Origin of the sequence: Micromonospora sp. B11E3 (assembly GCF_039871625.1) — a bacterium.
In the GTDB taxonomy this organism is placed as follows: domain Bacteria; phylum Actinomycetota; class Actinomycetes; order Mycobacteriales; family Micromonosporaceae; genus Micromonospora.
Window position 1 is genome coordinate 1 of sequence record NZ_JBDPMC010000156.1, and the last position, 5,225, is coordinate 5,225.

A 5,225-nucleotide genomic window follows, 5' to 3' on the forward strand; every position below is an offset into this window, starting at 1 on the left:
ACGCGGCGGATCCGCTGGCAGCAACGGCGCCAGAAGCGCCCACTCGTCATCGGTCAGCTCATGCCGTCGAGACACGCCAATCTATCTACCAAAACCCGCCCCGAAGATCCACGAGACACGCCCTAGGTGCGCGCCGGCCGCCGCGAGCGCCGCCGAGGCCACGGCGCGCTCATTCTCGTCGGCTTCGCGGGGCGTACGGCTTTCAAAGGTGGGGACGTTCACCGTGCCGTCCGGCATGAGCATCGGGCTCTTGCGGATGGCGTGGCTGTAGACGCCGTCGAAGTAGATCAGGTCCGTCTCGCCGTCACGGTCGACCGACTCCACGTACGGCTGGAGCAGCGCGACGAAGCCGTCGGAGTGCAGCCGTGCGACATGCGCGGCCGCGTCTGCCTCCAGCGAGCGGACGAAGCGCTGGACATCCTTGGAGTAGGCGCCCACCGTGGGCTTGACGACGATTTCCTCGGCCTCGGGATGCACTGCGAGGAATTGCCGCACCGCGGCCGGTGGATCCGTGTCCGGCGAGACGAACGCGCTGGGCACCACCGGTACGCCGCGCGCGGCGAGATCGGCCATGTAGAGCTTGTTGAGGCTCCACCGCACCACGCGCAGCGGATTGTGGAGTTCCGTCACGGCGTCGACGCGCTCGCACCAGGCGAGGAACGCGGGCAGGCGGTCCACATAGGCCCATGGGGATCGCAGCAGGACCGCGTCGTATGCCGACCAGTCGGCGGTCGGGTCCTCCCAGTCGCGTACCTCGGCGGCGAGCCCGGCGGCCCGGCATGCGTCGAGCAGCAGGGCCATGTCGTAGTCGATGGGAAGGCTGGCCACATCGGTGACCAGGGCGACGTTGTTCACTGTAGGGACCCCTTCTACCACGGGAGGACTTTGCCCAGGTGGACATAGCTGCTGCTCGGGCCGTCGGCGCCGAGCAGCGCCATGTCGACGCTCGTCTTCGCACCGATCGGTATTTCCAGGTCGCCCGCACCGTCGTTCAGATCCGTCTTGGTGTAGCCCGGATGCACCGAGTTGACCTTGATCGGCGTGTCGCGTAGCTCATACGCCAGGTGCACGGTCCAGGAGTTCACCGCGCTCTTGGAGGCGCTGTAGGCGGGCAGGGACTTAAATGCGTCACTGTAGACATACGACGTCGGATCGCCGTGCTTGGTTAGCGACGCCAGCAGGCTGGAGACGTTGACGATGCGACCCGCCGCGGACTTGCGGATGAGCGGCAGGAAGGCTGTCGTCACCTCGACAACGCCGAACAAGTTGGTGTCAAACGTCTCCCGCCACCGCTCCATGGGCTGCTCGGAGGGCTGCTTGCCGTACTCCTCGATGCGGATGCCCGCATTGTTGACCAGGATGTCGAGGCGGCCGTACTTCTCGGCGACCTCGGCGGCGGCCGCCGCGATGCTTTCCGGCTTGGTGACGTCCAAGACGAGTGGTGCGACGTCGAAACCCATGCTCCGCAGGCTCGCCGCGGCTTCTGCCACCGCCTCACGCCGACGGCCGGCGACCAGCGTGTGTACGCCGTTCTCGGCGAGCTGCCGCGCGATCTCGCGCCCGATGCCGCGGTTGGCGCCGGTGACGAGCGCGACCTTTGACAGAACCTCGCGCAAGGTTTACTCCTATCTACCAAATCACTGACAAGAACTTGGCCACCGGTGGGCCGAAGCGGGCGATGTCGACCAGAAAGGCGTCGTGCCCCTCGTCCGATTCCAGCGGACTGAGCTGCACATCCGTTCCGCCCTTGCTTAGGCCGTCCGCGATCTGGCGCTGCTGATGCAGCGGGAACAGCGTGTCGGTCTCCACCCCGATCACCAGCGCGGCGTCCAGGCGTAGCCGCGACAGCGCCGCTTCCGCAGTGCTGCCGCACGATTCGCCAAGGTCGAACAGGTCGATGCACCTACTGAGGTAGAGATAGCTGTTGGGATCGAAGTTGTGCACAAACCGGTCGGCGTGCGCCTGGAGATAACTCTCGACCTGGAACTCGGCGCTGAACGGGCCGTTCGCCGCCCAGCGTTCCGCGGCGAGCCGGGTGCGGCCGAAGCGCTGATCCCATTCCCGGGCCGAGCGGTAGGTCATCATGCCCAGCTTCCGCGCGAGGAGCATCCCGGTTCGCGGATAGTGCCTGGCGTCGTCGCGGTAGCGCCCGAGCGACCACTTCGGGTCGGACTGGATCGCCTCGCGTTGCAGCGAGCGGATGGCGATCGCGTAGGGCAGCGAGTGCACCGCGCCAGAGATGTTGATGTGGCTGCGCGCCAGGCCGGGATGGCGGACCAGCAGGGACAGCGCGCTCATCCCGCCCATGGAAGCACCGATGACGCAGGCCAGGGTATCGATGCCCAGCGCGCGGACGACGACGGCCGCCGCATCGGAGACGTCCTCAATGGATAACTCTGGGAACCCCAGCCCATAGTGCTCGCCGGTGGTGGGATTGAGCGAGGCAGGCCCCGTCGAGCCCTTGCAGCTGCCCAGCGCGTTCACGCAGAGCACATGCCACCGGTCTGTGTCGATTGGTTTGCCCGGCCCCACCATGTGCTCCCACCAGCCAGGGGTGGGGTCGTCGGGGTGCGCGGCGACGTGCGCGTCAGGGGACATGCCGGTGAGAATCAGGACGACGTTATCCCGTGCCTCGTTCAATCGCCCGACGGCCTCATAGGCGACCCGCGCGCCGTCGAGCACGCCCCCGCGCCTCATCGCGAAACCGTCGGGCAACGTGATGAAGCGCGTAGCCGGAGGAATGAACTCCCTCATCCGCGGCCCCGATCAGATGCCGCCGGAGCCGGCGTCCAGTGAGGCAAGCCACTCGTCGTCCGACTCTTCATTCATGCCGTCGAACAGGAAGGTGGACAGATAGCGCTCACCGGTGTCGGGAAGCATCGCGAGCAGCACCGAGCCTTCCGGCGCCGCCTCGGCGATCCGCAGAGCTGCGGCCAGCGTCGCGCCGGCCGAGATGCCAACGAAAATGCCCTCCTCGGCGGCCAGACGGCGCGCGGTGTCGCGGGCCACGACCTCGTCCATGGTCACGAGCTCGTCGATGACAGTCTGGTCGAGGACGCTGGGCACGAAGTTGGGGGCCAGGCCCTGGATCTGGTGCACATTCCATTCCTTGCCAGCCAGGACGGCGGCATTCTCCGGCTCTAGGACGACGATGCGTACTGTGGGGCGCGCCAGCTTCAGCATCTGGCCGACGCCGGTCAGCGTGCCGGTGGTGCCGAAGCCGGTGACGAAGTAGTCCAGGCGGTTGCCCGCGAAGTCGCCGAGGATCTCGGCCGCGGTGGTCTCCCGGTGGTACGCCGGATTGGCCGGGTTGTCGAACTGCCGAGCCCGGAACCAGCCGTGCTTCTCGGCCAGTTCGTCGGCGATCCGGTTGCCGCCGCTGCTGCCAAGGGCGCCGGGGAAGAGGAGCACCTTCCCGCCGTACGCGCGGATGAGCTTACGCCGCTCCTTGGAGTAGGTGTCGCCCATCACCGCCACGAATTGGTAGCCGCGGGCGGCGGCCACCATCGCGAATGCGATGCCAACGTTGCCCGAGGTGCACTCCACGATCGTGTCGCCGGGCTTGAGCAGCCCCTTGGCCTCGGCGTCCAAGACCACGCCGAGGGCGAGGCGGTCTTTGACCGAACCACCTGGGTTGAACGACTCGACCTTCACATAGACCGTAGTGTGCGCCGGGGACATCCGGTGAAGCCGGACGATCGGGGTGTGGCCGATGGTGTCGAGGATGCTTTCATAGAGGGCCATCGCGCGAACCGTCCTTCGAAATCAAGCCGCGTCGAGCGTGGGGGAGACCATGTCGAGGATCACGGCGAGGGCCTGCTCGATCTGCTCCTCGTCCATCGGGGCATTGAACTCGGCCAACTCGACGCCGATCAGCCGCTCCCTCGGGATGGCGTCGAAGATTGCCCGGATCTGCGCAGGCAGCAGGCCGTCGGGCACCGTGTAGTCCGCGGGGACCGCGCCCGGATCCATGACGTCCCAGTCGATGTGGACCCATACCCGTGCGCCGCCGATGGCGGCCATGATGTTCTCGGCCGTGGTCTGGCTCGGGGGGATGACCCGCACTCCCGTCTTCTCGATGAGCGTCTGCTCGGCCGGGTCGACGTCGCGGGTGCCGATCAGGACCGCCTGCTCGGGCTTCAGGCCGGCCCCGTGGCCGCTGTCCCACAGTCCACATGCACCCGAAAGCACCATGCCGCCTAGGTAGCCGGTGTCGGTCGTTTCCGGAGTGTTGAAGTCGCCGTGCGCGTCGACGTAGAGGACGACGGCATCAGGGAACCTTCGCGCGACGACCGGCAGGGTGGCAAGGCTGACCGAGCACGTATTGTTTAACAGGACCGGAAGATCGCCGCCGTCGAGGCTCGTGGTGACCGCCTTCGCCATGGCGAGCAGCGTCTCGCGGGCCTGGGGAAGACTCTCGGTCCAGTCGTCGTTCACGGCCGGCGCGGGCGTTCCGATGTACTGGGCGGAGAGCCCGTAGCGCTCCTCCACGGCGCGCGCCGTACGTGCCGCGCCCTCGATCATCCGGTCCGCCCGGTCCGCCACCCGCCCCTGGGAGACGATGAGGTCGATCATCAAGAAAGATCCTTTCCAGCCGAGTCGTTGCTATACCCGCCAAAAAACGGGGTGCTGCCGTGCCCGCCGAACGCGAACGGGCATCGATCTGTCCGCTCGGCGTCGTTCTCGGCGAGGCTGTACTGAAGCCATTCGAGCGCCCCGCTGCCGTAGGAGCTCAGATGCTGTGAATGAGGGGTGCCGTCGTAGCGGTCGATGCGGTCGCGGATGTTCGCGCGTACGTTGCGGCCGCTGGGCGTGTCACCGGCGAAGATGTCAAACCGCTCACGCGGATTAATGACGAGCATGAAGTGCGCGCCGAGGTTGCGGCTGCGCCGTGTCCGGTGGGCCGGGCTGCTCATGTTGCAGAAGAGCGGCATGCCGTTGAAGCACATCGACCAGCCCGGCGAGTTCGGATCCTTTGCCACCTGCTCGGGCCAGGGCGCGGGGTCGATGTCGTGGAGTTCGGAGAGAATCCACCAACCGAAGGCGTGGTAGTCCTCGACGGTCTGCGCCCGCACCGCATCCTCGGCGAACGCCATGACGGCTCTTCGAACTTGAGCGGGGTTTGTGGCTGAGCCGACCCGAGAGTGAAGGGCTCGCAGCCCGTCAGTGATCATCTGAGTGTCTAGTTCGGATGGTCACAAGTGATGAGCTGCGAGCATGATCAA

The 5,225-nt window shown here is 66.7% G+C and carries 6 protein-coding genes; all 6 read right to left on the reverse strand.

The window, feature by feature from the left end; all coding sequences use genetic code 11:
* Nucleotides 1-81: 81 nt before the first annotated feature.
* The 6 genes from ABGB16_RS32990 to ABGB16_RS33015 are packed head-to-tail and all read right to left on the reverse strand — an operon-like array spanning nucleotide 82 to nucleotide 5,174.
* Nucleotides 82-855, reverse strand: coding sequence for a hypothetical protein (locus ABGB16_RS32990; RefSeq protein WP_347671975.1), 774 nt, complete (start codon nucleotides 853-855; stop codon nucleotides 82-84).
* 14 nt (nucleotides 856-869) lie between these two features.
* Nucleotides 870-1,616, reverse strand: a complete 747-nt coding sequence (locus ABGB16_RS32995; RefSeq protein ID WP_347671976.1) for an SDR family oxidoreductase — start codon at nucleotides 1,614-1,616, stop codon at nucleotides 870-872.
* A gap of 13 nt (nucleotides 1,617-1,629) precedes the next feature.
* The gene (locus tag ABGB16_RS33000) at nucleotides 1,630-2,754 is read right to left on the reverse strand and encodes a homoserine O-acetyltransferase (protein WP_347671977.1); all 1,125 of its coding nucleotides are present in this window, start codon (nucleotides 2,752-2,754) and stop codon (nucleotides 1,630-1,632) included.
* Between the two features lie 12 nt (nucleotides 2,755-2,766).
* On the reverse strand, nucleotides 2,767-3,744 hold the full coding sequence (cysK, locus tag ABGB16_RS33005; protein WP_347671978.1) for a cysteine synthase A: 978 nt from the start codon (nucleotides 3,742-3,744) through the stop codon (nucleotides 2,767-2,769).
* Between the two features lie 21 nt (nucleotides 3,745-3,765).
* Nucleotides 3,766-4,575 carry an arginase family protein gene (locus ABGB16_RS33010; protein WP_347671979.1) on the reverse strand — a complete coding sequence of 270 codons (810 nt, stop codon included), beginning with the start codon at nucleotides 4,573-4,575 and terminating at the stop codon, nucleotides 3,766-3,768.
* The gene (locus ABGB16_RS33015) at nucleotides 4,575-5,174 is read right to left on the reverse strand and encodes a YqcI/YcgG family protein (protein WP_347671980.1); all 600 of its coding nucleotides are present in this window, start codon (nucleotides 5,172-5,174) and stop codon (nucleotides 4,575-4,577) included. The genes ABGB16_RS33010 and ABGB16_RS33015 overlap by 1 nt, the downstream gene beginning before the upstream one ends.
* Between the last annotated feature and the right edge of the window lie 51 nt (nucleotides 5,175-5,225).